The following is a 24,858-nucleotide window of genomic DNA, read 5'->3' on the forward strand; positions in this document are numbered from 1 at the left end:
CCTCCGACTTTTTGTGCGATACTCTTCTCAGACTATGATAAAATAGAGATGATTTGACAATCGCATTATTACATACAGAAAGAGATTTCAAATGGAAACTTACTACAAAGCCATTAACTGGAATGCCATCGAAGATGTCATCGACAAATCAACTTGGGAAAAGCTGACGGAGCAATTCTGGCTCGATACGCGTATCCCCTTGTCAAATGACCTAGACGACTGGAGAAAACTATCAAACAAAGAAAAAGACTTGGTTGGAAAAGTCTTTGGTGGTTTGACCCTTTTGGATACCATGCAATCTGAAACAGGAGTTCAGGCGCTTCGCTCAGACATCCGTACACCGCATGAGGAAGCTGTTTTCAACAACATCCAGTTTATGGAGTCTGTCCACGCAAAATCTTACTCTTCTATCTTTTCAACCTTGAATACCAAGGCTGAAATCGAAGAAATCTTTGAATGGACCAACACTAACCCCTACCTTCAAAGAAAAGCTGAAATTATCAACGAAATCTACCTCAATGGTACGCCTCTTGAAAAGAAGGTTGCCAGCGTCTTCCTTGAAACCTTCCTCTTCTACTCTGGTTTCTTTACACCGCTCTACTATCTAGGTAACAACAAACTTGCCAATGTTGCGGAAATTATCAAGTTGATTATCCGTGACGAATCTGTTCACGGAACTTACATTGGTTATAAATTCCAACTCGGTTTCAATGAATTACCTGAAGAAGAGCAAGAAAAACTTAAAGAATGGATGTACGACCTGCTCTATACCCTCTATGAGAACGAAGAAGGTTATACAGAAAGTCTCTATGACGGTGTTGGTTGGACCGAAGAAGTTAAAACCTTCCTTCGCTACAATGCCAATAAGGCCCTTATGAATCTAGGACAAGATCCACTCTTCCCAGATTCAGCTGATGATGTCAACCCAATCGTTATGAACGGTATTTCAACAGGAACATCCAACCACGACTTCTTCTCTCAAGTCGGAAATGGTTACCTCCTTGGTGAAGTTGAAGCTATGCAAGATGAGGATTACAACTACGGTTTAGACTAATTTGACCAATCATTCAAAATATCATGGTTTGTTTAAAACAACCATGGTATTTTTGTTTTTGTTTTGTTTTGTTTTTTTCTATTTGATTGATTGAGCGTTTTATGGTAAGATAATAATAGTAGAAATCGAGGTGACAAGGATGCTGAAGCAAGAAAAACTAGATAGTATTTTAGAAACAGTGAATACTAAAGGAACCATTACCGTAAAAGAAATCATGACGCGTCTGGATGTGTCAGATATGACAGCTCGCCGCTACTTACAAGAATTAGCAGATAAGGATTTGCTGGTTCGTGTGCATGGTGGTGCTGAAAAACTTCGTACAGGTTCTCTATTAAACAACGAACGCTCAAACGTCGAAAAACAAGGCTTACAGATTGCTGAAAAACAAGAAATTAGCCGTTTTGCAGGTCATTTGATTGACGAAGGTGAAACCATTTTTATCGGGCCAGGAACAACCTTAGAATGTTTTGCTCGTGAGCTCCCAATTGATAATATTCGTGTTGTAACAAACAGTCTTCCTGTTTTTCTCATCCTAAACGAACGAAAACTAACAGATCTGATCTTGATTGGCGGAAATTATCGCTCTATCACTGGTGCTTTTGTAGGAACACTTACCTTACAGGATTTGACCAATCTTCAGTTCTCTAAGGCTTTTGTAAGTTGTAATGGTATCAAGGATAAGGCTATTGCCACCTTCAGTGAGGAAGAGGGCGAAGCGCAACGAATCGCCTTGAACAATGCCAATAAAAAATACTTACTGGCAGACCACAGCAAGTTTAATAAGTTTGATTTTTACACTTTCTACAATATCTCAGAGATTGATACAATCGTTTCAGATTCCAAACTGAGTCAGGAGACATTTGAAGATCTGTCGAAACAAACAACCATTCTTTTATCAAAACCATAAAAATTCCCCTGCCTTTTGGTGGGGAATTTTTGTTGAATTTTAATCAATAAGTTGTGTCTCAGCTAGTTTCTTGTACCAGTGAGCCGATTTCTTTGGATAGCGCTCCTGGGTCTCAAAATCAACATAGAATAGTCCATAACGCTTTTCATAGCCATTTGACCAAGAAAAGACATCCATCAGCGACCAGATAAAGTAGCCTTTTACATTGGCTCCATCGGAGATTGCATCTGCAATCACTTCCATATGTTTCTTAACATAATCAATCCGTCCATCATCGTAGACTGTTCCATCCACAAACTCATCTTTGTATCCGAGACCATTCTCTGTGATGTAGATTTTCTTGTAATTTGGGTAATCTTTCTTCACGCGCATGATTTGATCATACAAACCTTGAGGATAGATAATCCAATCCCAGTCCGTACGTGGCACATAATCTGGAGCTACTCGACGTCCAACTCCCTTAATCTGATACTTAGAGCTTCCTTTTTCACCCTTACCGTTATGAATGATTTCTGTTTCGCCATCAAAGGCTTGCATCCAATCACTCATATAGTAGTTAATACCGAGGAAGTCATTCAGGTCTTTTGCAGCTTCTAGGACTGCGAAGTCTTCTTCACGCAGATCTAAGCTTCCACCATTAACTGCTAAGATATGGTTGACACCTTCCATGGTTTCTTCGGAATATCGTCCTAGATAAGTCGCGTCTAGGATAAACTTGTTATGGATAATATCTTCTAACTCGGCTGCACGAACATCTGCTGGATTATCTGGATTCAGAGGATACTTAGTAGGCAGGGCATGAACCACACCAATTTCCCCCTTATATCCCTTATCCTTGAAAAGTTTTACTGCACGCGCATGCGACACCATCATATTGTGATGAGATTGGAAGACTTTGGCAAGGTCGTACTGAATACCTGGAGGGAATTTCCCAACCAAATACTGACCATCTCCTATCGGCCCAATTTCATTAAAGGTTGTCCAAAAGTTAACTTCAGGAAATTCTTCAAAACAGAAGGCCGCATAATCCACAAAGTGATCAATGTTTTCTCTATTCAGGAAATCTCCGTTTGAATGAAGTGCTTCTGGCGTGTCAAAGTGATGAAGAGTCACGAAGGGCTCAACATGCCGTTTGTGACATTCTGCAAACAACTTGTGATAGAACTCAACTCCCTTGGCATTGACTTTCCCGTAACCAGTTGGAAAGATACGTGACCAAGCGATTGAAATACGGATACCATTGACACCATATTCTTCTGCAAGTTTGAGGTCAACTGGATATTTGTGATAGAAATCACTGGCTGGTTCAGCAGTGTACCAGTAGTTATCTTTGAGGTATTTGTCCCAGGCGACTGGCCCTTTACCATCAGTATGTGTAGCACCTTCTGCTTGGTAGGCTGCTGTTGCTCCGCCAAAAATAAAGTCTTTTGGAAGTGTTTTTGTCATTTGATTCACCTTTCAAGAAATAGAAATGAGATGGGGGTATAGTTGGGAGGAGTTCCTCCATCTCACTTCTTCGCTATTTACATTTTATTCTTCGAACTGCGCTTGAACAAAGGCAAGAGCGCCTTTTCCATCGCGAGTCAATTTAATGTATTGGCCACCTTCTGTCTTAGCAAGTTTGATACCAAGTTTGTCAGTTTCGGCCTTCATGTCTTCAAAGTTTGAAGCAACTTGAGGAGCAAGGATAACCAGATCAAACTCAGGCAACATTTCACGGTGAGCACCATAGCCACCAGCTGCTGCTTTAACAGGAACTTTGTACTCTGCAGCTGCCTTGTTTAGAGCATTTGCAAGGAGACCACTTGTACCTCCTCCTGCACAGAGAACGAGAACATTTGTTTTTTCTGTGATTGTGTTTTGCGCTGCTTCTACACCTGCTTTTTCAAGAATAGCATCTGCTTTGGCAGTATTGAAGTTTGCTGCTACTTTTTCTTTCAATTCATCATTGGCTTTACCTGAACGCTCTTCTTCAAGAATTTGTTCATCATAAACCTTGAGGAATGGATAGTAGATGGCTACGTCAACAAGGATTAACAAAGCAGCAAGTACAAATGACAAGAATTGGAAGTTTGTACCGAGAACAATACCGAGCGGACCTGGTGTTGTCCAAGGAAGGTTGGCAGTAAATGAGTTCATGCCAAGCGTTTCAATGAAGAATTTAAAGATCCATACGTTGGCAATTGGCGCAAAGATAAATGGAATAAAGAAAATTGGGTTCAAGACAAGTGGTGCACCAAACAGGATTGGTTCGTTTACTCCAAAGAATGTTGGAACAACAGACGCACGTCCGATTGCACGGTTACGTTTTGATTTTGTTAACCACATGAACATGAAAGGAACAACTAGTGTTGCACCAGTACCACCCATGGTAACGATAAACATTTGTGTACCAGAAGTAAGGATCTTATCCGCATGCATCCCTTGTTGGAGAAGGTTCAAGTTGACTTCAGCATTTGCATAGGTAATAGCTGCGATAGCAGGTTCGACGATTGAAGGACCGTGGATACCAACAAACCAGAAGAAGGCAAAGGCTCCAAAGATAATGGTAATACCTAGATAACCATCAGCAGCAGAGAATAATGGTGCAAAGAATTTACCGATTGATTCTGCAACGCTGGCTCCAACAAACTGGCGAGCAAGTAAATCAAGGACATAAAGAGAAACAACAGATAGAGTGAATGGAATCACATCTTTAAAAACTTGTGAGATATTGGGTGGAACTTCGTCAGGCATACGAATAGTGACGTTGTTCTTAACACAAACCTTATAGATGGCTACAGTAACAAAGGCAGCAAGGAAGGCTGAAAGCAAACCTTTTGTTCCAAGGAATCCTGTTGCAAAGCCACCTTCAATCGGATCAGCTGCCAACATCAACAAACCAACAATCGCAGCCAACAGTGTTGACATATAGTTGACTTGGTTGGTTTTTTCCATGCTACGGTTTACTGAGTCCGTCAATGACTTAGCTGTTGTACCAGCTACCAAGAGAGCCAGAATCCCCATTGAATAGCTATAAGGTTTCATGAGGAGATTGACAACTTCATCAGACCATTTAAAGCCCCATGAGTTTGGTACAAAAGCAATCAAGATAAAGATACTTGAGAAGAGAATGACAGGCATACCAGCAATGAAACCATCACGAATGGCACGAAGATAGATATTACGAGATAGTTTCTCAAAGAAAGGTTTTCCTTTCTCAATAAATTCAATTAATTTATTCATTACTTAACTCCTCTCTTGTAGAGTTCGATTAAATGGTGCATCAAATCTTTTAACAAGATAGTTGTCATCAAGTGATCCTGGCCATGCATCATGGTTACACTATAGGCCAAATCTTCACCAGCTGCTTCCTTAGTCAATAGACTTGTTTGCGCGTGATGAGCCTCGGCGATACAGCCACCAGCTTCCTCGACTAAGCTATCTGCTTTCGCAAAATCGCCAGCTTCAGCAGCCTTCAAGGCTTCCAATAGTTTTGAACGAGCATCGCCAGCATAGGCTACGATTTCAAAACCTAACAATGTTACTTCTTCTCTATTCATGATAGAATGCTCCTTATGTATTTTTAATTAAATTTTTATGACAATAAACGTTGGATATGTAGAACTAGATAAACTCGTTCACTTTTATACAAATCAAGACCCGTATGTTGCGTAATCACATCATAGATCTTGGAACCAATCTCGAACGCTTTTGGATAGGATTGTTTAATATGATCTTCCATATCCAGAAGAGATTGATTATCATCTCTGGAACGGTCTAAATAATCCAAAAAATAGTTGAGATGAATCATAAAGCGATCATAGAAATGGTTATTCTCTTTAGTTCGTTGAATAGAGTAACTCTTCAGCACTTCTTCAACATTCCTGAGAATTTCTTTCCTCTTATCAATCGACTCAACCACTTGAACTTCGTTCTCCCCTTCGGCATTGATGAAATGATAAGCGATCCGAATAATTTCATCCTCAGGGAAATGATCTGTCAACTTCTGACGATAAATTTCAAAGGCTTCCTTTGCTATTTGAAAAGCGACAGGATACTTGGCAGAAATATCTGGCAGATTGCTATCCTTGTACCTTCCTTGTGTTAGAGCTTGATAAGAACAGTAAATATGATCTGTCAAGGTCACATAGAGATATTCTTGAATCGGATAGTGATATTTCTTAGAAAGATTATCAATGATCTCGTAGGTCACTGTGATAAAATCAAGCGGAACATCTTTGAGAAGAGCCATAAAGTTTTCTCTGGACTCTTCTGTCTTCATCCGAAAGATTTTCTCAACCTGATTTTCAGCAATCAAATCCCCCTTCTTCTTTCCAAATGTAATCCCTTTACCAATTACAATCACCTCTTCTCCTTTATCATTTCTGACAAGTGAAACATTGTGATTCATTGGATTTAGAATTCGATACATGTCAACCTCCTTTTATATCTTAAAGGTATATGAGTACAAAAAATGACCACAAATGAACTAGAAAATCCTTTGATTTCTAATCCACCTGTGATCATGCCTAATATTACTTAGTAACACTCACCTTGTATTAACTTGTGATTTAAGTATAGCACAAGTAAGTTTTTTTGTAAACCTTTACATTCAACTTTTTTAAAAATTTTTATTTAGATCAATGTTCCTAAGATTAGGGGGAAAACTTATACACGTTCAGTCCATGAAGTCGCTGTTGTTTGAAGAACCTTGTTGAGTTCGTCAATGTTCTCAAATCCAGTTGTACGTAGCCATTCACGAGCTGCTGCTTCACCGTCTTTGATGTAAGTTTCAACTGATCCAGCCCATGTTGCACGTCCACAAAGAACGCCGTTGAAGTTTGCGCCTGATTCGTGGGCAAAGACAAGTGTTTCTTGGAAGAGTTTAGCTGACACACCTGCACTCAAGTAGATGTATGGAAGATTTGTTGCTTCGTCTTGAGCTTTGAAGAAGGCTGCTGCTTCTTCGCGAGTATGCACAATTTCACCATCACCAAAGCCTTCAACGTATTTAACATTGACTGGAACTTCCACTTTCAAGACATCGATATTGAAGCGTGGGTCTGAGAAGACTTTCATGGCACCGATAACCTTGTGTGGTTTTACTTTCGCATATTCTGCAGAACCTGCGTCAGCGATTTTTTCATCGTAAGCGAGGATTTCAAGGAAGAATGGAATATCTTCCGCCACACACTCAGAACCGATGCGTTCGATGTAGGCTTGTTTTTGTTGGTTGAGTTCGTCAGCGCTGTCTACGTCATAGTAAAGCAAGAACTTAACAGCGTCTGCACCTTGTTCCTTGATACGTTTTGCAGACCAAACATCCAGGCAGTCTGGCAAGCGTTTGGTGCTTGTTGTGTCGTAACCAGTTTTCTCATAAGCAAGGAGAAGACCAGCATTTGGAGCAAGCGCTTTTGTAGCTGGGAGACCATACTCTGGGTCTAGAAGCATAGATGATGCGTATTTTGTCAATTCATCTGCAACCAATACTTTAAGTTCTTCCATTTGAGCAACTGTTGGCTCTTCCGTTTGGTATTGAGCCATGAGGCGTTTCAAAGCACCACGTTGGTCAAAGGCAAGAGCTGAGATAATACCATTTTCATCTGAGAGTTTTTCTAAGCGTACACGTTTTTGTTCTGTTAAAACCATTTTATACCTCTTTTACGATTAGTTGGTCGTATAGACCTTGATAGTTAGCCATATTCACATGACCTGTCATTTTTTCTTGAGCGTTAAGCATACCAAGGACATTGGCCTTGATGAGGAGTTCTGCATCCGATTCCCTATGAAGAAGTCCTGAGGAAATCCCTGCCACAGTAGAGTCACCAGATCCAACAGGATTGACTACCTGAATTCTAGGAATATCTACTTTATAGAAAGTATCCCCATGTTTTGCAAAAGCACCATTTGCACCAAGTGAAACGATAATCCACCCAATCCCTGCAAATAGAGGCTCTTGAAGAACTTCCTTTAATTCATCCAAATCTTCTGAAACTTCTTTCCCAAGAAGCTGAGACAATTCTTCATTATTTGGTTTGATAACTGTTGGTTTGTGTGGTGATTCAAGGACCGCCTGAAGAGCTGCACCTGAGCAGTCCAGAACAACTGATTTTCCTGCGCGATTAGCAAGTTCTACCAAGCTTGCATAGTAGTCAACTGGAAGACCTGCTGGCAGACTACCTGAGATAGCTACTACTTCCACAGTGTCAAGAAGATTTTCGAAATGAGCCAAGAAATCTTGCCCTTCTTGTTCCAGAACTTCGGGTCCTTTTTCAAGGATTTCTGTTTGGTTGTCTCCGTGGAGAATAGCGATACAGTTACGAGTTTCTCCCTGAATGGAGAAGAAATCTTTCTTTACTTGATTATCGATATTTTCAACCAAAAACTCACCAAGTTTACCACCGACCAAACCAGTAGCAGCAACAGAATCACCAAATTCTGAAAGAACTCGTGTAACATTGAGCCCTTTACCACCAGCTGTCTTGGTCACGTCCACCACACGGTTGACAGTGTCAATTTTCAATTCATCCAAAGGATAAGAAATATCAATGGATGGATTCATTGTGACTGTTAAAATCATGCGTCACCTCTTAGTCGTGGTATTCACCGCGATCCCATTTTTCAAGGAATTCTGTAAAGAAGTTTGCATCTGCTTGATGAGCATTGTGAGTTTCAACATGCTCGATTTTCGCAATCAATTTTTTGTTTTCTTCAGATGGTTTGTATTCAGCATTGATGAAAGCTTCAATGATATCGCACATAAGCAATTCACCAGTAATCTTACCACCAAAACCAATAACGTTGGCATTGAGTTCTTCTTTAGCATAAAGAGCTGTTGTCATATCACGAACCAAGGCAGAACGGACACCAGGAACTTTATTTACAGCGTTGTTGATACCAACACCAGTACCACAGATACATACCCCAAGATCAGCTTGACCGCTTGTAACGGCTTCACCAACTTTTTTACCAAAGATTGGGTAGTGAGTACGTGTGTGGTCATATGTACCAAAGTCGATGACTTCATATCCTTTTGATTTCAAAAATTCTGAAACCGCCATTTTTTCATCTGTTACGATGTGGTCACATCCAATTGCAATTCTCATTTTTATCTTACCTTTCTTACTGTAATCTAATTAACACATTTTGTTCAACATGTCGACACGAATCTGATGACGTCCACCGTCGTATTTACCATTAACAAAACCTTTAGCAATGTTTTTGGCCAATTCGTCACCAACAAGTTGTGCACCCATAGTGATCATACGTGAGTTGTTGTGTCCACGAGTCATATAAGCTGAACGTTCATCTGAAACTTCTGCAGCAACCATTCCTTTGATTTTAGTTGCGACCATGAAAGGACCAGCACCATAAGCGTCAATCACGATACCAAGATTTTGTTCTTCTTTGTTTACTTCTGCAGCAACAGCAAGAGTCACATCGACAAAGTCTTGGCCTTCTGCTGTAACATCCACTACGTGGAAGTTTTCTTTTTCCAGGAAGTCTTTCACAACTTCTTTCAATCTTAAACCTGCAGCATCTGCACCGATAACAATAGACATATTGTATACTCCTTTTTATTATTCTAGGCCAGTAAAGACTTTTATAGCTAGCAGTTTACCTACAAAAGACTTTCTAGCAGTTTATTGACAAATTTGATTGAATGAGATGAATAACACCTTATCCAAATACAGGAAATCAATTTCCTAGAAACAATCTTTCTCCGCGAAAGAGAATATAACAAGTGATTATTTGTTTGTTACAAACATCATTTGTTGCTTACAAACATAATATACTCCTATTTTTGGAAAAAGTCAACAGTTAATGTTTGTTTTTGTGTTTTATTTTTTATTTAAAAGATTTCAATATCAAAACCAATCTGATCAACTTTGCCTGGTCCTAAGAGACGAACGTTTTTCTTATCTTCTAGATGATTTCCTTCTTCAAGTGAAGTTGATAAACCTGACCAAGGTTCAAACGCAATGAATGGTCCCTTATTCAAAGTTGACCAAATGATGAGATTTGAGAACTCTTGGAAGTGTACTTTTAATCCCTTCTCATGCTTACGAGAACGAAGGGCAATTGTTTTAGATTGCAACTCATCCAAAGTCACTGCATCTATACTAAACAAATCATAGCAAAGGTCTAATACTTTTTGCCCCTCTAGCCATGGACTTCTATCCTGGAAGTCTAACATTCCTGTTTCTGGGAAAGGACGTGGAACAGAGCAAGTCTCTTCTTTCTCAAACTCTAAATAGTAATCTTCATAGACTTCATCATCGAGTAGAGGACAATTAAATCCTGGATGACCTCCTATAAAGAATGGCATTACTTTATTCGTTTCTTTATTAAAGACTTTGTATTGAGTACGAACAGTCTTGCCGGTCACTAGATAAGTGATTTCAAGACGGAAATGATAAGGATAGTTTTGATAAGTATTCTCATCATCTTCGATAGCAAAGGTTACGCTGTTTTCTGTTTGATCAACTAAGTCAAATTCTTTTTTACGGACCAAACCATGACGAGGAATGTTTCCTTTTGTTTCTGTTCCATTTTCGTGGCTATAGAAGGCTGTGTCTTCTCTCAAAGAACCACAGATTGGAAAAAGTACTGGCGCCTGTCCACTCCAGTAAGTGGCATCTCCTTGCCACAGATACTCAATGCCTTCTCGATCCTTGATCGACGACAAGGCGCCACCTAAGGTTTTAAACTGGACCGTTAACTGGTCTGATTTGATTTCAATTACCATAATGTTCTCCAACTATTTTTAGATCTTTATATAAAAAACTAGGTTGCCACTCCCAATGTCGGAAATTGGCAACCTAGTTTTCACAATTTACATTTTATAGGAGCGAATTATTTAGCATTTGCTGCGTATTCTTCATTACGTTTGATCATTTGTTTTCTATACCAAGCAAAGATACCTACATAGAATACAAGGAAGGCTGCTGCACCAAGGATTGCTTTAATATCACCTGTTGTAGCATTACCGATTGCCCAACCAAATAGTTTTTCGATTGGTCCTTCAAGAGTTGAGTGAGTGATCAATTGAGTTTGGCTCACACCTTCTGGGAAGGCACCTACACCTTTAGCAAGTTCAGTTGCAAATGGAGCGATAAGAGTACCTGAAAGAAGGAAGAGTGGCAACAAGAGTGTTCCAAAGATGATCATACGGAGCAATTTACCACGAGTAACAACCAAGAGAGCTGGAGTTACACCCATGGCGATGATACCTGCAAGAGGCAAGATACCATTTCCTACGTTTGAAAGAAGCACAGCTTCTACTAGCATGATTGGAGCAAGTACGTTGGCACAAGCCCAGATTTCAGCACGACCAGCGATGAAAGGCCAGTCAAGACCGATGTTGAATTTACGTCCTTGAAGACGTTTAGTAGCAACGTTTGTGATACCTTGTGAAAGTGGTTCTACGGCTGCGATGAACCAAGATCCGATAAGTGAGAAGAGCTCCAAGCAGACACCGGCAGTCAAACCAAGGCTCAACCAACCTTTAATAACAAGTTCCCATTTATCAGCTCCTTCTACACCAGCAACTGGGTGTGGAGTTCCCATCAAACCAATAACGATACCAAGAATGAAACCAATGAAGAATTTTGATCCCCAGAAACCGATTTTCTTGTTCAATTTTGCAGCGTCAAAGTCATATTTATCAAGACCTGGCAATACTTTATCGAAGATTTTATCCAAGACCATGATAACTGGGTTCATCATGTAGTTCATGTGAGTTGAAGTCATTGGTGATGAACTTGGTGCGTTAAGAAGGTCATCGAAAGTTGGTTTCATCAAGTCAGAGTTGATGATTTTCAAAACACCTACAAGGACAACTGCAGCAGTTGCGATGAAGAGTGAAACCCCTTGGCTAACTCCATTGTTGTCTGCATACCATTTGATCAAAAGACCAGTGATTGACAAGTGCCAGATATCAAAGATATCGACGTCAAGTGTGTCCGTTTTCTTCATTGCAAGCATCACAACGTTGACAATCAACATCACAAGCAAGAAGTAAAGTGTCCAAGCAGATCCCCAAGTGATCGTAGCAAGTGGTGCCCAACCAACGTCAGTGATATTCAATTGGATACCAGTGTTTTCAACGAATTTCGCAAGAGATGCTGAGAAAGCTCCGTTGAGCATACCGATGATAGCACCGATACCAGTAAGTGCGATGGCAAGTTTGATACCACCTTCAAGCGCTTTGGAGAATTTCACTCCAAAAAGTAGAGCCAATACTGTCAAGATGATCAGCATGATGATAGGACCACCCATTTCCAAGACTGGCTTGAAAATCTTATTGGCTAGTTCGATAATGACATCCATAATAGTTCCTCCCTTTATTTTTATGGAATCTTACAAAATAATAATTAACTTAGTCCGTGTTCTTTGATAGCTGCCTCAATATTGTCAAATACTGGAGCGCTCATCGCTGGAATACGGAACAAGATTGGTCCAGCTTCAATAACTGGAATACCTGGTTCAAAACCAAGATCTGTTGCAGCGATTGGTGTAAAGATATCGTAGCCCTTGATAAGGTCTTCGTTTACATCTTTCACCATAACTGCATCACAGTGAACATCGTAACCACGGTTTGAAAGTTCTTCTTCAAGAGCACTTTTGATTTGATGACTTGAGTTAACACCTGCACCGCAGGCAGCGAGAATTTTAATCATTTGGATTTCCTCCGATTTATTTTTTATAATGTACGATTTAAGCTGTTGCTTCAGCAATGTAAGCATAAAGTTTTTCTGGTTCGGAAATTTTTGATAAATCTTCCAGATGTCCATTTCCTGTAAAGAAGTCCATTAACTGAGCAAGAATGTTGGTTTGACTCGAACTTGAGTTGTTTATGATAAAGAAGAGTAGAGATACTTCCACTTCCTTATCAGGAGCAATCATATTGTGAAAAGTTACTGGTTTCTCTAATCGAACAACCACTACTTTCTCAGCCAGATTATGAACAATATCTGTATGAGGAATCGCTACGTTTGGCAAGTCCTTTCCCAGAAATTCCATATCTAAGCCAGTCGGAAATGACTTTTCACGCGTGATCAAGGCTTCACGATAAGTTGGAGTCACGATTTTTCGTTCTTCCAATAAGGTTGCTACCTGATCAAAGAGTTGTTCTTGATTATCCGCTTCTAAGCAAAACACGAGGTCTTTGTCAAAGAAATGATCTAATCCCATAACATTTTCCCTTCTTTCAATTAACTTTTACGTTATAAGTATAACACTATATGAAATCGTTGTCAATACTTTTTGTTTTATTTTGTTTCTTTTTTGTTGATTGTGTTTTGTTAATTAATTACAATCATTATCAAACAATCTTTTTAAATTCTATTTTCGTGCATTTCAAACAAAAAAAGACCAAAATGGGTCTTTTTGTTACTAATTCTAATGTTATTTAGTTAATGGAAGATAAAATTTCTTCTAGCTTTTGATAGTCCTTAACACTATCGATTTCATAGATGCTGTTGCCTTCTAATTCTTCAACATACACATCTAATTCTTTGATATTATCCTTAACCATGTTATCCCAATAGAGATCAACAAATTCGCCGCTTGCGTATGCTTTGTCAATAAAACCAACAATTTTTTCTGCAGTTGGAGCATCCCAGAATGATACGCCGCTCAGAATACGACCAGCCTTGCTATCAACGATGATGTCTTCAACTTTATAGTCATCACCGTAAACCAAGAACCATTCATTCTCACAGTCTTCACGATAAACACTGAAATAGGTCGAACGTTTAAGATCGTTTCTAAACATATTTTTGAAAAGATAGTTATCCGCATCAATAACATAGCTGTTAGCTAAGTCTTCTTTAACGAGATAAAGTGAGTAAAAATTGTTGTAATCGGCATACTTATCGTTAAAGACTAAACGAACACCATATTTTTCTTTTAGGTAGTCGAATTGTTCTTTGAGGTAGCCAACAACAATAATAATCTCATCAATTCCTCGCTCTTTCAAAAACTCAATTTGGTATTCTACCAAAGGTTTTTGATTGACCTTAACCAAGGCTTTAGGGGTATTTTCAGTCATAGGGCGCAGACGAGTTCCCAACCCCGCTGCCAAGATAATTGCTTTCACGCTATTCTCCTTTATTCTTTAATAATAATATAAACACCAGCCATGACAACAAGCGATGTAACAATGGTCACCATATCGAGTGGTGTACCTAAAAGCACTGCTGAGAACAATACTGTCCATACGACATAGCTTACGTTCAAACCAGTTGCTTTTGCAGGTTGTAAACGGTTGATAGCAATGTAGTAGGCTAAGTATGAAATCATATTACATGCTGCAAAGACTAACATCAAACCGAGCAATTGCCCATCTGCTACTTCTGCAAATGAATGATGAGAAAAGAGGACAATGACAAGATATGACAAGAATGAGGTTACTTGGCGGATTAATAGTGCTTCAATTTCACTCAAGTCACTTTCCATGGCGTAGGAACTAAGAACGCTTTCACTTCCCCAAGCGATGGCGCAAACTAATGCACAAAGAATTCCGATATAAAAAGAATTAACCTGCTCAACTTTGTAAGTCTGGGCAATAATACCAGCGATAATCAAAAAAATACCAAACACAGTATTCTTAGATACCTTGTGTTTCAAAATGAAAAATGCTAGTAAAACAGAAACGGCTGGATAGATGGCTGATACTGAAGACGCAAGAGAACTACCGATATACTTAACTGCATAAAGATTGGCCTGCATTCCTATTGGTCCAGCTAGCAAGGCTCCGATAATAACACTGACATTCCGAATATTTAGAAAGATTGACAAGCGAACTTTTCCTTCTCTAATCAAGAGAAAAGCTAATAAAATAAAGATACTCAAGAAGTCATGTGCCGCTGCCACCACAAAGGGGGAAAGATTTGTAAAAATTGAAAAGATATAAGCACTGATTGTCAGACCTAGCCCCCAGAAGATACCTGAGAACAGACCAAAAGAAACACCATTTTTATTCTTCATCCTAACCCCCATAATAGGTCAAACCGTCAACCGCTCTTTGGTAACGACTCACACCATAATCTCCAAAGTCAGCGCCTTGATCTTCTTTGTACACTGTCCACAAACTCCAGATAGTATCTTGTAAAATTTTATAGATTCGAATCTTTTCACGAGATACTGGAGTTTTGTCACTCTCATAGTAGGTTAGGAAATCTTCTTCTTCCTGATTTGTAAATTCAGACTCCAAAAAGAGAGCTGCCAAATCCCACATCGGATCATTCATAGAAGAGTATTCCCAGTCGATCAAATACATGCGTCCTTGGGGTGACTCGATAAAGTTTTCTGGTACCAAGTCGATATGACAAGACTTTCTGTCAACACCCAAATCAGCCAACCTTTTCTCTAGTGAAAATACATCTTTTCTTACAGCTTCATAATTAGCGTAAAGGATATTTCCCTCAATTAAGGATTCATATTTTTTGATTTCCTCAAAAGGAGCAAACTCTCCTCTTAGCTCTTTTCCTGAAGAGTGAATGGTTTGTAAAATTGGTGCAATCTTTTCAAACTTGGTCTTGATTGAAGTGGAATCAAGCGTTGTGGCAGAATCAATGTACTCATTTACCTTGATTCCTGACTCAATATCAAAAAGATAATTCTTGACATCTAGATTCAAATCTTTCAACAATTCAAGATTGTATTTTTCATCTTGACGATTGATGAGCTTTTCAGTTCCTTTTCCGAAAAACTTAACAATATAGGGTTTGTTGGTTGTTTTGACCAAATAGTTTTGGTTGGTCATGCCTCCCAGCTGTTCAACACTGAGTACTTCCTCTTCATCAGATAGTAAAGAAGAAATTTTTTCTTTGATGAGTTTCTCCACAATTAACCTCCATCTTCTACACTTCCCACTTAAATACTGTTTTAAAAGCAGTATTAAGGTCTGTAGCAAAGACACGGTGAATGTCCTTGATTTCTCTCACAGGCTCTTCAACATAAAGGATATTCTTCAGACGATTCGCAAACTTTTTAACTTCCATCATTTGAATGGCCTTCTCAAAATCGACGCGTCCTGAACGAGATGAGCCTACTAATAACAATCCTTTTTCCAAAGCATCTCGTGTATTGATATTAACCTTGTATTCACTTACTCCCATCATGAGAATCGTTCCCTGTGGACGAATATAGCGAATCAAGTCATTGATAGCTGGGCCTGTACCATCGCCACCGCAACACTCAAACCCATGATCAAAGGTCAAATCCTCTGGGATATTATCCGTGATGTAGCACTCTTTTGCAAAAGAGAAGAGCTCCAATTTTTCCCAATGGCGTCCAATCACGATAATCTCTGCTTCTGGCAAGGTATAATTGATAATATTTGCAACCACAAAGGCCAAACTACCATCTCCGATAACAGCAATGCGCTCTCTCTTGCTATGAGCAAGATGCAGGAATCGATCCATAGCATGCATACCGACACTTACAAACTCGGTGATGGCAGCAACTGTATCTTCGATATCATTATAAGAAACGACTCGGTCTTTTGGAAGAGAGACAAATTCTCTCATAAAGCCATCATAACCACTAGATAGGAAGTAGGTTCCTGTCATGTAGTTTTCGTAGAACTCTTTGTCACTCTGCATAGGCGGTTGATTTGGAATCATAACTACCTTTTGACCGACTTCATAAGTCCCAGTTGGATCGGAAATAACAGTTCCACAAGATTCGTGAATCATAGCCATAGGGAGTTTTTTAGCCAATATCTTTGGATCGCGTTTCCCTTGATAGTAACGTTGATCCGCATGACAAACCGCCATATAATTTGGACGAATCAGGATATGATTCTCCTGATCAATGTCCTCTTCTTGATATTTTACATTGATAAACTTTGGTTTTGTCAGTTGATAAATTTGATTAATCATAGCCTTAGTCTTTCTCAATCATGCTTTTCGCGATTTTCAAGTCTGTTACAGTTGTGATTTTAAGGTTTGAGTATTCGCCTTTGGCTAAGGCAACGTCTTTCCCTTTGATAACAAAAATCTTACATGCATCCGTTAGGATTTCCTTTTCTTGATCAGATAGGGAAGCATACAAATCCATGAAATCCTTACAGCGGAAGGTTTGAGGTGTTTGACCTTGATAGAGGTGAGCACGATTTGGAATATCAGTGATAAACTGACCATTGGTACTTTCAACAATGGTATCAACAGCTTCTACTACTGTGTCAACTGCATCATGATCTTGAGCAAGCTTGATATTGTCCTGAATCATGCGGAGCGTGATAAATGGACGAACAGAGTCGTGGGTAATCACGATATCTTCTGAAGTAATTGGACGGTAGGCATCAATGGCTTCAATAATTTTCTTAATACTGCTATTGCGATCAGCACCACCCTTGGTAATGATGATACGATCCTTGTGAAGAGAAAGATACTTGTCAACCAGGTCCTCAGCGTGTGAAACCCAATCTCCATGAACTCCAACTACAATTTTTTCAATGCTTGGCTCCAAGACAAATTTTTCAATTGTGTGGATCAAAATAGGACGATCACCTAATTCTAAGAATTGCTTTGGTAAATTACTAATTCCCATGCGTGTGCCAGTTCCCCCGGCTAGGATCCCTGCATAGATCATTTATATTCTCCTTTAGTTTATTCTAAAAAACTCATTACCATCTATTATATCACAATCTATCGTTATCATGAAGAAAAGATAGAGCGTCATTTAGTTGAATTAACACACTATTTCGACCGAAAAGTGAACAATATGCAAATAAATCTGAAAAGATCATAACAAATTAAGAAAGAAAAATAGATTATCCTCTAAATCCTCCATTTAACGTTCGGTTAATATAGAGTTCTTTAGAATATAATAGAAACCTTAAAGAAAGCTTAAACACATTTTTTAGAATACAATAAAAAGCTAGGAAACTGCTCACCTAGACCTAGACAGCTACAGTTCCTAACTTTCTTGTTTTTATGCATGATGATGGAATAGATTAGTTTTCCTGATCTTGGTCACCAGCTCCTTTAACTGCCTTTTTAAACTCAGACAGCATTTTACCGATTGATTCACCCAGTTCTGGTAAACGTTTTGGTCCAAAGATTAAGAGTGCACCTAGAACGATGATAATCAATCCTGGAGCACCGATATCACGTAAGATTCCCATTCTTTTCTCCTTTCATTTTTTTCTTTATTATCCTCTTGCTAATTACAATACTAAGCTCATAGAGCGAGATTAAAGGAATTGTCATGGCTAGATCGCTAATAAAATCAGCTGGTGTCAAAATAACAGCTAGTACCAATAAAATAAAGTAGGCATAACGTCTATAGGTAACTAAGAGACCTGGTCCAATCAAGCCGATCGACGTTAAAAAAGCGATGATGACTGGCAATTCAAAGATGAATGCCAAAGGAATAGTTGTTTGAAAAACAAAGTCTAAGTAGTTCTGCGCTGTTAATTGAGTTTCAAATAATCCTTCGCCAAGTCCTAATAGCACTTGAAGTAAGGCAGGCGTTACAAAGTAGAATCCAAAGGCTAGTCCAAGTAGAAAGCAAATAAAACTAGCTGGAATATAGGCAAAGATTGCTCTTGCTTCTTCGATTTTCAGCCCTGGTTTGACAAAACTCCAAATCTGATAAACTGTAAAAGGTAGCGTAATGGTAAAGGACATCAGACTCGCCAAGCGCAAATAAATCCACAGAATATCATTTGGACCTAATACAATCAACTTTTGATTAAAGGACTGAGTTAGATAGTAGTAAAGCTGATCTGCAAACAATAAAGCTCCGCAGAAAACTATAAAAAAGCAGACTATAACAGCAATGAATCTCTTTCTAAATTCTACCAGATGTTCAATGATTGTCAATTCTTTTGCATCCATCTACTTTTCACCCTGTCTCAATGTGACAGCCAAAACAATTAGCAAAAAGACTAGCTGACTTCCTAAACCTTCCCAACTTGGATAGATGCCCAAGAGGTCGATAGTAGGGAAACCAGTCAATAAGTGGTTAGGTGCCATATTGGTCAGCTGGAGAGCATGTACGCTAACACCTAGCATCTTGAAGGCAAGAGCATAAATCATCCACGTCAGTAAGAAAAAGACCTTATGAGGTAGGAAGAATTGACTCGCCTTGTTCATCAGAAATGCAATAATCAGCAAGACTAACAAAGCTAGAGAAATACCAAGGATAAACTCAAAACGAGATATTCTCGGTAAAATACCTACGTAAAATAGAATGGTCTCTGCCCCTTCACGAAAAACAGCTAGAAAACTAAGAGCAAACATGGAAATGAATGAACCTGTTTTGGTCACCGTTTTCATCTGCGAATCCATAAAGTCATTCCATTTTTTGACAGAGGACTTGCTATGAAGCCAGATACCGATCAAAATCATCATCACTACTGCAAAAATACCAACGGATCCTTCGATGATTTCACGATTGGCCCCTGATGTTACAGCTGGAAAGGCAATTTGTAGTATAAATGCAATCACTAGACTCGCAACGATACCTGTTAGGGCCCCACCGTATACCCACTTGAGCCCTTTACGCATCTTGGCTGCTTTTAATGTTGTGACCAAGGCCATGACGATTAAGAGGGCCTCTACTCCTTCACGTAAGAGAATGAGCATGGCATCAAAAGCATTGTAGCTTGCAGTCGTATCAATTTGAGATAAATCCGCAATCAGTTTTTCTAATTTTTCTTGATATTCCTTCTCACTTCCCTTGACCATGATTACAGGACTTTCGCTTTCGACTCGGGTGTAGAGGGAAGGATTGGTCGTGCTAACAGAACCCTCAATCGTTGGCCAGATAGTGATGAATTCCTTCATACTAGCTGCTCCTGATGCTTGGTCACCAGCTTGGAATTGTTCCAAAGCCTTCTTCAAAAGGGCAATACCGTCTTTGAGACTTAGATTAGAGGAACTTGTCGCCACTTCTTTACCAGCCACGAAGTTATCGATGGCAGTTTTTAAGTCATTAAAAGAAGACTGAATTGCATTATAATCTGTCGGCTCTGTTTCAATGCTACTCCGTAAGAAAGAAATAGCTGTTTCTACTTGACCATAATGAGCTGTACTGTTATCGCGGACGACACTTTCATTGAGTGTCCAAGTTGAATTCATTTTTTTATAGGCTTCTCGGACTTGCTCTATATCTTTGGAAGAAACTGCCTTATCCAAAGTCTCAAAACGTGGTCTTAAGCGACTGACAAGTTTTTCCTTCTCCGCATTCAGATCTATTGGATTTTGTTCTTTTTCAAAAGCTAGAAGGGCAGAAGAGATTTGTGTCAGATTTTCTTCACTAATCTCCCCTGACAGAGCAAGTTTCTCCTTGACAGCCTTTCCAGCATCCGAATCAGCATGTTCTACTGTTTCAAAATCCATCGCCATTTCTCTAACTAGGGCCTTGGCTTCTGCCTGATTTCCATTTTTTACAGCCTGAGAGGCATCGGTAATCTTTACAAAATAAGAACTCAGACTTTCCTTCGCACCGACAGGAGAACTAGCTAACAAGAGAAAAGACAAAGCCAAGAAACAAATGTTAGTCTTCCAATAATTTCTGACCAATATAGCCTCCTTTCTCTACTCCACCAAAGCAGGCAAAAAGACCGCTACCAATGTGGGTTACATACTCATTCATCTTGTCTGTAGCTCCGAGGTTGGTTTGAACCTTGACAAAATTATCTGGATCCTTTTGGAAAGAAATAAAGAGTAATCCCGTGTCAAATTGTCCAGTCTTATCATCAATTCCATCCGAGTATGAATAAGATCGTCGTAAGAGTGGCTTCTCTACCTCTTTGGCTAATCGAACATGCGAATCATCTGGCAACAGACTCAAATCTACTTCATCAAACTCATTCTTCTTCCCAAAAGGGGCGCCACTTTCCTTATAACGACCAAAGGTATTTTCTTGCTCTTCAAGATTGGTTCGATCCCAGGTATCGAGAAACATCTGGATGCGGCGAACAGCCATATAGGATCCATTTTCCATTCAGTCCTTGCTGTCGGCCCAGACAACACGATCAAAATCCTTTTCTTTGGTCACATTGGCTGTTCCATCTTTGAAACCAAAAAGGTTGCGTGGTGTCTCCATACGATCCCCAATAGCAGCAAATCCAGATTGGCTCCAACGGAGGGTCACTGCATTTCTCCCTTTACGAATGAGGTTGCGAATAGCATGAAAAGCAACCTGCTCGTCATCTGCACAGGCTTGGATAACAATATCTCCCCCAGTATATTTTTCACGCAGTTGCTCCTTTGGAAAGGGTGGAAAATCCCTAAAAAGTTGAGGACGCTTTTGCTCTAATTTCATCTTTTTTAGGAAACTAGCAGACACACCAAAAGTCAGCGTTAAACGATGAGGATTTAGCCCCACGGTTTCTCCAGTGTCACTAGGTGGCAAGAGAGCATTCTGACCATCTTTTTTGACCAATTCTCCTTCTACCAACTTGCTACTATAATCTGTCCAATCCTTAAAAAGCTGGATAATCTTATCTTTATCTATCGTATGCAAATCTAGGACAACAAAATAGATATTCTTCTGCATAGGGGTCGTGATACCCGCTTGGTGTTTCCCATAAAAGTCAATCTTTTCATTACCGTACGAGATTTTTTCCTGTTTGTCTAGCTTAGGCGCTAAAAAAGCGGAGGCACCAGAGAGACCAAGTGCTAGTCCAGCACCTCCAATACCCGCTTTTTTTAGAAATTCTCGACGGTCCATTTTTTTCTCAAAAAAATTTTCGTCTTTCTTAGTCATACTGCTTATTCTCCATCAAGAAATTTACCCATTTGTGATAGAGGTTCACCAAGTTTTGTCACGGCTTCAGCCAATTCTTTGGTGTCTTCCTTTGTTAAGTCTGTATAAAGTTTGTAGTGCTCCTTGTCCGTCATATGTTTGTCCAACAAACTATTAACAGATTTGAAATCAGCTTCTAATTCTTTAACTAAATCAGCATCTGATTTTTCTAGTAAAGGTTTAAAGAGTTGGAAAATCTTCTCAGCACCTTCGATATTGGCACGGAAGTCATACAAGTCTGTGTGAGAATAAATTTCCTCTTCACCTGTAATTTTGCTTGTCGCTACTTCATTGAGCAAGTCAACTGCTCCAGTCAACATAACCTTGTAGTCCACATCCACAGTTGCAATCTTAGCCTTCAATTCTTTGATATCATTGACTAATTGATCGCCATAACTTTCAGTTCCTTTAGTTGTGTTTTCTTCCCAAAGGATACGCTCGATACGGTGGAAACCTGACCAACCTTCCTCAGTCTTGTTTTCGTCCATATAGTCTGCTAAACGGAAGTCAATCTTGACATCTGACTCACCAAAACTCTCAGCGATTGGTTCTGAACGTTCATAAGCCATACGAACAAGTGGATAAGCTTTCTTGGCTTCCTCCAGTTTTCCGTCTTTCAAAAGCTGGACAAAGCCTTCTGTATCTGTTAAGAGTTTATCAATTTGTCCTTGGACAAAGGTCTTATAATCTGCGGTTGCCTTATCAAGCAATTTTTGTTTGTCATCTGATAAACCTGTCACCTTAGATGAATCACTTGTCTCGGTTGATTTTTCAAAACGGACTGCACATGCTGTCAATAGCAAAGCAGAAGATAAAAGGACAACACCTAGTTTTTTCATTATTTACTCCTATTGGTTCAGAAAGCCTGAATTTATTTTACGTTCCATTATAACATCCTTTCCTTAGTTTTTCAACAAATTGTCAGAAAATTTAATATTAGCTATCTAAAACTAATAATAGACTTTTACCCCTAAAATTGATAAAATAAAAAAAGAAAATAATAGAAAAAGGAAACTGTAAATCACTATGATGAACATGCAAAACATGATGCGCCAAGCACAAAAACTTCAAAAACAAATGGAACAAAGTCAAGCAGAACTCGCTGCTATGCAATTTGTTGGAAAATCTGCTCAAGACCTTGTCCAAGCGACCTTAACTGGAGATAAAAAAGTTGTTAGTATTGACTTCAGTCCAGCAGTTGTAGATCCAGAAGATCTAGAAACCTTGTCTGATATGACCGTTCAAGCCATCAACGCTGCTCTAGAACAAATCGACGAAACGACTAAGAAAAAACTAGGTGCTTTCGCTGGAAAATTACCATTCTAATCACCTACAGAAAAAGGAGGAAGGTTCACTTCTCCTTTTTTTCTCTGTTAGAAATTAAAGAACTCCGTAGCTTTTTTCAAAAGGAGATCGGTGTATTCTGGATCTTCCTGAGCTGCTGCTAAAGTCTCCTGTAGCATCTCCGTGTCATCTGTAATCATCCCATCCACTGACAACTGCAACGATTTATCAAGTGCGTCAGAGCTATTGATGGTCCATACGTAAAGCTTTTGTTCTGTATACCAAAGTTTAGTAACAAAATATTCATCCAATGTTGAATACTCCATGGTATAGCCAGTTGCCTTGGTTTTTGGGAAAATACTATTATAAGGCAAGATGAAATAAGCTGGAATAGTCGAATCATATTTCAAAACTTGGTCAATCACATGATAGTCTAGTGATTGCATCTGATGACCATACTGCTTGATAATAGAGCCATACTTCTCCAGAAAACGTTCCATCATTTGTGGACTGTCTTTTTTACTGGTTTTGATTTCAATCAACAATCTTTGATGAAGTTCATTCGCGCGATTGAGATAGTCATCAAAACTAGATATCTTGGTTCGATAGCCATTTTCAGAAATATCTAACCCTGTCAACTCCTCTAGAGTCAAGTCTTGAGGATTAGCGTTGATACCTGCTAAGTTCTTAAGATTGGCGTCATGCATCATCACAAACTGACCATCTTTGGTCTCCTGTACATCCATTTCAATCAAATCTGGTTTCAGTTGCGCTGTTTTTTCCAAAGACTGTACAGTGTTTTGTACACCATTTTTATTTGAAACGCCCCTATGTGAAATGACTAAAGGGGTATTTGTCACAGGAGCTTCCAGATAGATATAACCTTCCAGCGCAAAAAAGATACTAGCGCAGCCCATAACTCCCCATCTCATCAAATGGTCTTTTTTTCTTCTTGGCATAATCTCCAGTTCCTCACCTGTCAAAAAGGAAACAAACTTAACAAGGAAATAGGTCAACGCCATATAGTGGATGTTCTTTATCAGGACAAAGTTGATAACTCCAAGAATCAGTGATTCTTTCTGTGTTAAATTGTCAATTACAATCTGTCCCATTAGCAAGGGAGTCAAGAGGAGGAAGAAAAAGAGATAGGTTTTAATAATAATGAGTAGCAAGTTCCAAGCATAAAAGAGAACTTGTTTTTTTGTCTTTTGCAGACTAAATTTTACTCCCTCTCTCACAGTCTTCTTTTCAAAGAGAATCTTTGGAAGGACAAACATGAGTCGGACAGACACATAGAGCAAAATCCAAGCAGATGCAAAAATCATCAAACCTACTAGCCAGTACTTGTCTTCCAGATAAGTTACGATAAAGTCTGGAATAACGATTTTATTTAAGTAATAAATTTTTAAAATTTTCCTGATGAAAGGAAAGAGCATGGCTACGTAGAAGAAGACAAAGGCCATCTTACAGAAGCTCAAGCGTTTCATGAACAGAAAACTTTGCTGGAAAACTTTGCGACTGTACTCAATCAAGGTTCTCTTTTCGTGGTAGAGAAGGTGACGCGCCCCAATAAAGAGGAGGCAAATCTGGAAATAGGCCACCAAAAGATTGATTACAATCAAGACGAGAAAGGCCAGGCTGATTAAAGGAGAACTCGTGATAATAGCAAAAATATTATTGTAAGAAATAAACAAATAGCCCGTCTGGCTTAGTAAAAGACCAGCAAGAAAAGAATTGAGAGGTAACCACAGATATTCCACCATCATGAAAATTAAGAAAAAGAGGAAGAGAACTTTATCTAGGTTGAGGTAAATTTTCCTAAAACCTAGTTTTTTAGGTTTTTCAGGTTTCATAAGCACTC

Annotated in this window: 25 protein-coding genes and 1 pseudogene; 3 read left to right on the plus strand and 23 right to left on the minus strand. The window is 39.2% G+C overall.

Annotated features, from left to right (window positions below):
• The first annotated feature begins 91 nt into the window (after positions 1–91).
• Positions 92–1,054, plus strand: coding sequence for a class 1b ribonucleoside-diphosphate reductase subunit beta (gene nrdF / locus EJF26_RS03075; protein ID WP_000451379.1), 963 nt, complete (start codon positions 92–94; stop codon positions 1,052–1,054).
• 139 nt (positions 1,055–1,193) lie between these two features.
• Positions 1,194–1,961 carry a DeoR/GlpR family DNA-binding transcription regulator gene (locus tag EJF26_RS03080; RefSeq protein WP_000917593.1) on the plus strand — a complete coding sequence of 256 codons (768 nt, stop codon included), beginning with the start codon at positions 1,194–1,196 and terminating at the stop codon, positions 1,959–1,961.
• 39 nt (positions 1,962–2,000) lie between these two features.
• Here EJF26_RS03080 and lacG read toward each other — a convergent pair whose 3' ends face one another.
• The 22 genes and pseudogenes from lacG to efeO all read right to left on the minus strand — a co-directional run bounded on the left by lacG (position 2,001) and on the right by efeO (position 22,552).
• On the minus strand, positions 2,001–3,407 hold the full coding sequence (lacG, locus tag EJF26_RS03085; protein WP_000169297.1) for a 6-phospho-beta-galactosidase: 1,407 nt from the start codon (positions 3,405–3,407) through the stop codon (positions 2,001–2,003).
• An 84-nt stretch (positions 3,408–3,491) separates the two neighbouring features.
• The gene (locus tag EJF26_RS03090) at positions 3,492–5,186 is read right to left on the minus strand and encodes a lactose-specific PTS transporter subunit EIIC (RefSeq protein WP_001037364.1); all 1,695 of its coding nucleotides are present in this window, start codon (positions 5,184–5,186) and stop codon (positions 3,492–3,494) included.
• The gene (locus tag EJF26_RS03095) at positions 5,186–5,503 is read right to left on the minus strand and encodes a PTS lactose/cellobiose transporter subunit IIA (protein WP_001078319.1); all 318 of its coding nucleotides are present in this window, start codon (positions 5,501–5,503) and stop codon (positions 5,186–5,188) included. Before EJF26_RS03095 ends, EJF26_RS03090 begins: the two co-directional genes overlap by 1 nt.
• 35 nt (positions 5,504–5,538) lie before the next feature.
• On the minus strand, positions 5,539–6,375 hold the full coding sequence (locus EJF26_RS03100; protein WP_000285740.1) for a PRD domain-containing protein: 837 nt from the start codon (positions 6,373–6,375) through the stop codon (positions 5,539–5,541).
• A gap of 236 nt (positions 6,376–6,611) precedes the next feature.
• Positions 6,612–7,592, minus strand: a complete 981-nt coding sequence (gene lacD / locus EJF26_RS03105) for a tagatose-bisphosphate aldolase (protein WP_000244547.1) — start codon at positions 7,590–7,592, stop codon at positions 6,612–6,614.
• A gap of 1 nt (position 7,593) precedes the next feature.
• Complete coding sequence (locus tag EJF26_RS03110) at positions 7,594–8,523, minus strand: tagatose-6-phosphate kinase (RefSeq protein WP_000604258.1); 930 nt, start codon at positions 8,521–8,523, stop codon at positions 7,594–7,596.
• A gap of 10 nt (positions 8,524–8,533) precedes the next feature.
• The gene (lacB, locus tag EJF26_RS03115; RefSeq protein ID WP_001216908.1) at positions 8,534–9,049 is read right to left on the minus strand and encodes a galactose-6-phosphate isomerase subunit LacB; all 516 of its coding nucleotides are present in this window, start codon (positions 9,047–9,049) and stop codon (positions 8,534–8,536) included.
• A 30-nt stretch (positions 9,050–9,079) separates the two neighbouring features.
• Entirely contained in the window at positions 9,080–9,505 is a 426-nt protein-coding gene (gene lacA, locus EJF26_RS03120; RefSeq protein ID WP_000029277.1) for a galactose-6-phosphate isomerase subunit LacA, read from the minus strand.
• 290 nt (positions 9,506–9,795) lie between these two features.
• Positions 9,796–10,692 carry an aldose 1-epimerase family protein gene (locus tag EJF26_RS03125; protein ID WP_000234157.1) on the minus strand — a complete coding sequence of 299 codons (897 nt, stop codon included), beginning with the start codon at positions 10,690–10,692 and terminating at the stop codon, positions 9,796–9,798.
• Between the two features lie 107 nt (positions 10,693–10,799).
• Positions 10,800–12,275, minus strand: coding sequence for a PTS galactitol transporter subunit IIC (locus EJF26_RS03130; protein WP_000382509.1), 1,476 nt, complete (start codon positions 12,273–12,275; stop codon positions 10,800–10,802).
• Positions 12,276–12,319: 44 nt separating this feature from the next.
• Positions 12,320–12,625: a PTS sugar transporter subunit IIB gene (locus EJF26_RS03135; RefSeq protein WP_000590551.1), complete on the minus strand. Its 306-nt coding sequence runs from the start codon at positions 12,623–12,625 to the stop codon at positions 12,320–12,322.
• A gap of 37 nt (positions 12,626–12,662) precedes the next feature.
• On the minus strand, positions 12,663–13,139 hold the full coding sequence (locus tag EJF26_RS03140; RefSeq protein ID WP_000521968.1) for a PTS sugar transporter subunit IIA: 477 nt from the start codon (positions 13,137–13,139) through the stop codon (positions 12,663–12,665).
• Between the two features lie 217 nt (positions 13,140–13,356).
• Complete coding sequence (locus EJF26_RS03145) at positions 13,357–14,046, minus strand: sugar phosphate nucleotidyltransferase (RefSeq protein ID WP_000643948.1); 690 nt, start codon at positions 14,044–14,046, stop codon at positions 13,357–13,359.
• 11 nt (positions 14,047–14,057) lie between these two features.
• Positions 14,058–14,936: a DMT family transporter gene (locus EJF26_RS03150; RefSeq protein ID WP_000791826.1), complete on the minus strand. Its 879-nt coding sequence runs from the start codon at positions 14,934–14,936 to the stop codon at positions 14,058–14,060.
• Position 14,937: 1 nt separating this feature from the next.
• Positions 14,938–15,795, minus strand: a complete 858-nt coding sequence (locus tag EJF26_RS03155; protein WP_000413080.1) for a phosphotransferase family protein — start codon at positions 15,793–15,795, stop codon at positions 14,938–14,940.
• 16 nt (positions 15,796–15,811) lie between these two features.
• Positions 15,812–16,834: a ribitol-5-phosphate dehydrogenase gene (locus EJF26_RS03160; RefSeq protein ID WP_000609901.1), complete on the minus strand. Its 1,023-nt coding sequence runs from the start codon at positions 16,832–16,834 to the stop codon at positions 15,812–15,814.
• Between the two features lie 4 nt (positions 16,835–16,838).
• Positions 16,839–17,546: an IspD/TarI family cytidylyltransferase gene (locus EJF26_RS03165; protein WP_000638512.1), complete on the minus strand. Its 708-nt coding sequence runs from the start codon at positions 17,544–17,546 to the stop codon at positions 16,839–16,841.
• A 364-nt stretch (positions 17,547–17,910) separates the two neighbouring features.
• On the minus strand, positions 17,911–18,081 hold the full coding sequence (locus EJF26_RS03170; RefSeq protein WP_000512109.1) for a twin-arginine translocase TatA/TatE family subunit: 171 nt from the start codon (positions 18,079–18,081) through the stop codon (positions 17,911–17,913).
• The gene (gene tatC / locus EJF26_RS03175; protein WP_000338946.1) at positions 18,065–18,796 is read right to left on the minus strand and encodes a twin-arginine translocase subunit TatC; all 732 of its coding nucleotides are present in this window, start codon (positions 18,794–18,796) and stop codon (positions 18,065–18,067) included. The genes EJF26_RS03170 and tatC overlap by 17 nt, the downstream gene beginning before the upstream one ends.
• On the minus strand, positions 18,797–20,485 hold the full coding sequence (locus tag EJF26_RS03180; protein ID WP_000252111.1) for an FTR1 family iron permease: 1,689 nt from the start codon (positions 20,483–20,485) through the stop codon (positions 18,797–18,799). It lies immediately after the preceding gene.
• Positions 20,460–21,674, minus strand: a pseudogene (gene efeB / locus EJF26_RS03185) (iron uptake transporter deferrochelatase/peroxidase subunit). The gene EJF26_RS03180 and the pseudogene efeB overlap by 26 nt, the downstream one beginning before the upstream one ends.
• Before the next feature lie 5 nt (positions 21,675–21,679).
• Positions 21,680–22,552, minus strand: a complete 873-nt coding sequence (efeO, locus tag EJF26_RS03190) for an iron uptake system protein EfeO (RefSeq protein WP_000733096.1) — start codon at positions 22,550–22,552, stop codon at positions 21,680–21,682.
• 187 nt (positions 22,553–22,739) lie between these two features.
• Between efeO and EJF26_RS03195 the strand changes: the two genes are divergently transcribed.
• Positions 22,740–23,039: a YbaB/EbfC family nucleoid-associated protein gene (locus EJF26_RS03195; RefSeq protein WP_000981527.1), complete on the plus strand. Its 300-nt coding sequence runs from the start codon at positions 22,740–22,742 to the stop codon at positions 23,037–23,039.
• 47 nt (positions 23,040–23,086) lie between these two features.
• Here the strand turns inward: EJF26_RS03195 and EJF26_RS03200 are convergent, their stop codons facing one another.
• Positions 23,087–24,850, minus strand: a complete 1,764-nt coding sequence (locus EJF26_RS03200; RefSeq protein ID WP_000801699.1) for a glycerophosphoryl diester phosphodiesterase membrane domain-containing protein — start codon at positions 24,848–24,850, stop codon at positions 23,087–23,089.
• Positions 24,851–24,858 lie beyond the last annotated feature (8 nt).

Source organism: Streptococcus oralis subsp. dentisani (genome assembly GCF_007475365.1).
Taxonomy (GTDB): domain Bacteria; phylum Bacillota; class Bacilli; order Lactobacillales; family Streptococcaceae; genus Streptococcus; species Streptococcus mitis_AX.

Excerpts from the sequence above, each read along its gene's own strand:
- nrdF (WP_000451379.1), top strand. The coding sequence starts at position 92 with ATGGAAACTTACTACAAAGCCATTAACTGGAATGCCATCGAAGATGTC.
- EJF26_RS03080 (WP_000917593.1), top strand. The coding sequence starts at position 1,194 with ATGCTGAAGCAAGAAAAACTAGATAGTATTTTAGAAACAGTGAATACT.
- lacG (WP_000169297.1), bottom strand. The coding sequence starts at position 3,407 with ATGACAAAAACACTTCCAAAAGACTTTATTTTTGGCGGAGCAACAGCA.
- EJF26_RS03090 (WP_001037364.1), bottom strand. The coding sequence starts at position 5,186 with ATGAATAAATTAATTGAATTTATTGAGAAAGGAAAACCTTTCTTTGAG.
- EJF26_RS03095 (WP_001078319.1), bottom strand. The coding sequence starts at position 5,503 with ATGAATAGAGAAGAAGTAACATTGTTAGGTTTTGAAATCGTAGCCTAT.
- EJF26_RS03100 (WP_000285740.1), bottom strand. The coding sequence starts at position 6,375 with ATGTATCGAATTCTAAATCCAATGAATCACAATGTTTCACTTGTCAGA.
- lacD (WP_000244547.1), bottom strand. The coding sequence starts at position 7,592 with ATGGTTTTAACAGAACAAAAACGTGTACGCTTAGAAAAACTCTCAGAT.
- EJF26_RS03110 (WP_000604258.1), bottom strand. The coding sequence starts at position 8,523 with ATGATTTTAACAGTCACAATGAATCCATCCATTGATATTTCTTATCCT.
- lacB (WP_001216908.1), bottom strand. The coding sequence starts at position 9,049 with ATGAGAATTGCAATTGGATGTGACCACATCGTAACAGATGAAAAAATG.
- lacA (WP_000029277.1), bottom strand. The coding sequence starts at position 9,505 with ATGTCTATTGTTATCGGTGCAGATGCTGCAGGTTTAAGATTGAAAGAA.
- EJF26_RS03125 (WP_000234157.1), bottom strand. The coding sequence starts at position 10,692 with ATGGTAATTGAAATCAAATCAGACCAGTTAACGGTCCAGTTTAAAACC.
- EJF26_RS03130 (WP_000382509.1), bottom strand. The coding sequence starts at position 12,275 with ATGGATGTCATTATCGAACTAGCCAATAAGATTTTCAAGCCAGTCTTG.
- EJF26_RS03135 (WP_000590551.1), bottom strand. The coding sequence starts at position 12,625 with ATGATTAAAATTCTCGCTGCCTGCGGTGCAGGTGTTAACTCAAGTCAT.
- EJF26_RS03140 (WP_000521968.1), bottom strand. The coding sequence starts at position 13,139 with ATGGGATTAGATCATTTCTTTGACAAAGACCTCGTGTTTTGCTTAGAA.
- EJF26_RS03150 (WP_000791826.1), bottom strand. The coding sequence starts at position 14,936 with ATGAAGAATAAAAATGGTGTTTCTTTTGGTCTGTTCTCAGGTATCTTC.
- EJF26_RS03160 (WP_000609901.1), bottom strand. The coding sequence starts at position 16,834 with ATGATTAATCAAATTTATCAACTGACAAAACCAAAGTTTATCAATGTA.
- EJF26_RS03165 (WP_000638512.1), bottom strand. The coding sequence starts at position 17,546 with ATGATCTATGCAGGGATCCTAGCCGGGGGAACTGGCACACGCATGGGA.
- EJF26_RS03170 (WP_000512109.1), bottom strand. The coding sequence starts at position 18,081 with ATGGGAATCTTACGTGATATCGGTGCTCCAGGATTGATTATCATCGTT.
- tatC (WP_000338946.1), bottom strand. The coding sequence starts at position 18,796 with ATGGATGCAAAAGAATTGACAATCATTGAACATCTGGTAGAATTTAGA.
- efeO (WP_000733096.1), bottom strand. The coding sequence starts at position 22,552 with ATGAAAAAACTAGGTGTTGTCCTTTTATCTTCTGCTTTGCTATTGACA.
- EJF26_RS03195 (WP_000981527.1), top strand. The coding sequence starts at position 22,740 with ATGATGAACATGCAAAACATGATGCGCCAAGCACAAAAACTTCAAAAA.
- EJF26_RS03200 (WP_000801699.1), bottom strand. The coding sequence starts at position 24,850 with ATGAAACCTGAAAAACCTAAAAAACTAGGTTTTAGGAAAATTTACCTC.